This is a genomic window from Leisingera sp. (genome assembly GCF_034669605.1).
Taxonomy (GTDB): Bacteria; Pseudomonadota; Alphaproteobacteria; order Rhodobacterales; family Rhodobacteraceae; genus Leisingera.
Window position 1 is genome coordinate 1 of record NZ_JAXMOX010000322.1, and the last position, 3196, is coordinate 3196.

Genomic DNA, 3196 nt, shown 5'->3' on the forward strand with positions numbered 1-3196 from the left:
GGCTCTTTCAGCACAGGGGCTCTCGACTATTCCCTGACCTTCGCCAATTACCTCGGCGTCCGCGCGGTCGAACAGGACGTGGGCACTGTCGCCGGCTACCTGATGATGTCGGTGCCCTTTGTTTCCACCGTGATCCTGTTCGGCGCGAGCCGCATGGCTGGCCTGGCGACGTCGATGCTGAACGTGGGGCAGGGGGCTGCAATTGAATCGGGCCGCGAAGCAGCCACCGGCAATATCTCCCTATCCAATGCCAGCATGAACAATTTCGCGGCCAACAAGTGGAATACCTCCGCCGTGCGGGATGCGGGGGCATCCACCGTCCGGATGGCAAATGGCGCGATGCGGACCGTGAACGCAGATGGATCTTCGACCTTTGCGACCGGCACTGCCCAATCGACCGGCGGCATGTCGGCGCGGGTGGGCCAGACCATCCGGGAAGAAGTTTCTGACCGGAAGGAATCCGCAATCCGTAACGCCAACTCCTTGCGCGACGAATGGAGCACAGCGCTCAACCAGACCGCCGCGAATTATGCGAACTTCGGCCGGTCTCTGACCAACGGCACCAGCGCGGTCAGCGACAGCTCTACCTCACAGAGCCATAGGTGGACGGAAGAGGCGCGCGAAGCGCATACAGCGGTGGAGAACTTCGCCAAAGAACACGGTATTTCCGTCGATGCCGCTTACAAGGTGGCGTTGTCTGCAAGCACCCCAGGCGGCACTGTCCTCGGAGCACAAGGCAGTATCAATGGGACGGGTCTTGATAGTGACTCCTATCGTCGTGTTGCGTCTGCCGCGCGGGACTCGGGACTGACGGAAACTGTTGCCAACTACGGCGATGCGGTAAAGTCGATCCGGGCCAGCGAGCACAGCAGTCTGACCAATACCGAAGACGGCGGCGAGCGTTGGAGCATCGACAATGTGCAACGTAAGGGCAACGCTTATGCGGAGGCTCGGGAAGAGGCCGAAACCTTGGCCTCGGCCGAAAGCAATCTCTATTCGCATGGGATCAGCTATGATGGTCAGCTGACCGACGCGGTAATTGGCGAATGGCGCGAAGCCGGATACAGCGAAAACCAGATCTCCGGCTTCCTCAACCCTAAGTCCACTGCTGGCGTGAAGGCCCAGGAGGCTGCCGTGGAGAAAGTCTTGCCCGGGTTGCTTCAGGAGCTTGGCCTGGACCGGCCAAACCCGGGATTGGCGGAGGCTCATACTCTCTCTCGCCCGAAAGAGGAAATCACCACCCAGCGCCTGCCATCGAGCGGCATGGATCATCATAAAGAATTTGGCCGGATCACTGAGGCCACCGGCAAGGTTCAGGGTGCCATCGAAGGCCGCCGGACAGCATTGTCCGAGCAGGCAACCTCCAAGGCCACAGAAAACGAAAGGGCTGTGGTGGACGGTCAGGACTTTGGGGTAGTGCCGGGGGCTGTCGTCAAGGTTGGAACAACTGTCATGGACGTTGCTGACAGTGCAATGGATGCCGTGGGGGGAATTTCCTCTGCCATCACCGGCACGCCTCAGCTTTCGAACTATGACCGTGACGTGATGATCCGGACCATCGCCGGAGAGGCAGGACGGGAAGGCGAAGCAGGCCAGGCGGCAGTCGCGCATGTGATCATGAACCGGGTTGCGGATGAGCGCTGGGGAGACAATCCGGCCGAGGTCAGCCTGCAGCTCAAACAATTCTCCGCCTGGAACAACGGGGTTGGCGGAAACAGCCTGCCCACAAATCTCGAAGAAGGCAGCGCTGAATACGAGCGGATCGGCCGGATTGTCGATGGCGTTGCCGCCGGACAGATCCCCGACGTGACCGGCGGTGCCACCCATTACTATTCGCCCAAGGGCATGGAAGCACATGTGGCCGCCGGCGAACAAAGCAATTCGGTGCCCACCTGGCTCGGCAGAGAGTCACAGGCGCGCGGGCACCAGAATGTTCAGATCGGCGGCCATATCTTTACCGGCCTCACGAGGGAAAGCGAATGATGCTAGTGCCGACGGTTGTAGTCCGAGTAACCGCCATACAGACCCCGCGAGTCGATCAAATCGGGTTCGGGGTCGTAAGTTCCGCCGCTGTTCCGCAGCAGCCAGACTACGAACCAAGCCGTACCTGCCAGTCCATAGGCCAGGAACAGGCCCTCGAACGGGCTGAAGGTCAGCAGAACAAAGCCCACGGCGTAGGCGATTTCTTTCCAATATTTCGTCATCAGGCGTCGCATAGGACTTCTCCTTTAGGGCGAACAAGCATAGCAAAACACTCCTAATCGAGCAATGAAACCGCAGCAATTCGAAGAACAGAAAGGAAACAGGCAATGATTTTGAGCAACACAACATGGGGCAAGGCAGTTTTGGCGGCAGCAGTGGGTCTCACCATGACCACGGCCCCTGCTGCCGCTGAAACGCCGCAGACCGATTTCGAGTTTGATCAGCGTGTGCGTGCCGCACTTCTTCGCAATCCGGACATCATCCTGGAAGTGTTCGCTCTGCTTGAAGCAAAGGAAGAAGCCGCCAAAGCCGTGAAAGACCAGGAGTTGATCGCCAAGGTGGCCGATGAGCTGTTTGAAGGGCTCGATCCGGCAAAGCCGATCGTGGTGGAGTTTCAGGACTACAACTGCGGGTACTGCCGCCGGGCGCACCCCGTTGTCGCCTCGCTGAAGGAAACCATGCCGGACCTTCAGCTGGTAATCATGGAAACCCCAGTCCTGGGCAAGGAATCTGAGTTCACCGCCAAGGTGGCACTGGCGCTGAAAGCGCTGAAGGGCGTGGATGCCTACCGCGAATTTTCCGATGCCATGATGTCGGTGCAGGGCAAGGCCAGTGCAGCCACCACCATCCGCACGCTGGCGGAGCTGGGGCATGTTCCGGAAGAAATCACCGCCGCGGTGAGTGAAGGCATCGGCGCAGATGACCTGGAAAAGGCCAAGCGCCTGGCCGCTGCACTCGGCGCGACCGGCACGCCGTATTTTGTGGGTCCCGGCGGCATCATCCGCGGCGCGGCACCGGCCGACCGGCTTCAGGCAATCACAACTGCGCCGGAAACCGGTGAATCCGCTGCGAACTGAGAATGGTGTCGCGGCGGGCCATGGCAGCAATACCTCTGCAAAGGATGAGGCCCACAGCCGGGCATAGCAAAGCCCACCGCTGACAAACAGGTGACGCAAAAAGGCCCATGAGTAAAGGCGGGCCGCACATTTCGAGA

At 60.1% G+C, this 3196-nt stretch carries 3 protein-coding genes; 2 read left to right on the forward strand and 1 reads right to left on the reverse strand.

The window, feature by feature from the left end:
• Nucleotides 1–1983, forward strand: a 1983-nt coding sequence (locus VOI29_RS23575; protein WP_323784209.1) for a cell wall hydrolase, incomplete at its 5' end; no start/stop codon positions are given.
• 2 nt (nucleotides 1984–1985) lie between these two features.
• Here VOI29_RS23575 and VOI29_RS23580 read toward each other — a convergent pair.
• Nucleotides 1986–2204 (reverse strand): hypothetical protein, encoded by a 219-nt coding sequence (locus VOI29_RS23580; RefSeq protein ID WP_323784211.1) that lies wholly within the window; start codon nucleotides 2202–2204, stop codon nucleotides 1986–1988.
• Nucleotides 2205–2309: 105 nt separating this feature from the next.
• On the opposite strand from VOI29_RS23580, the gene VOI29_RS23585 reads away from it, so the two are divergent.
• Nucleotides 2310–3059 carry a DsbA family protein gene (locus VOI29_RS23585; RefSeq protein ID WP_323784213.1) on the forward strand — a complete coding sequence of 250 codons (750 nt, stop codon included), beginning with the start codon at nucleotides 2310–2312 and terminating at the stop codon, nucleotides 3057–3059.
• The last annotated feature ends 137 nt before the right edge of the window (nucleotides 3060–3196 follow it).

Coding starts and splice junctions, on each gene's coding strand:
- VOI29_RS23585 (WP_323784213.1), top strand. CDS start 2,310: ATGATTTTGAGCAACACAACATGGGGCAAGGCAGTTTTGGCGGCAGCA.
- VOI29_RS23580 (WP_323784211.1), bottom strand. CDS start 2,204: ATGACGAAATATTGGAAAGAAATCGCCTACGCCGTGGGCTTTGTTCTG.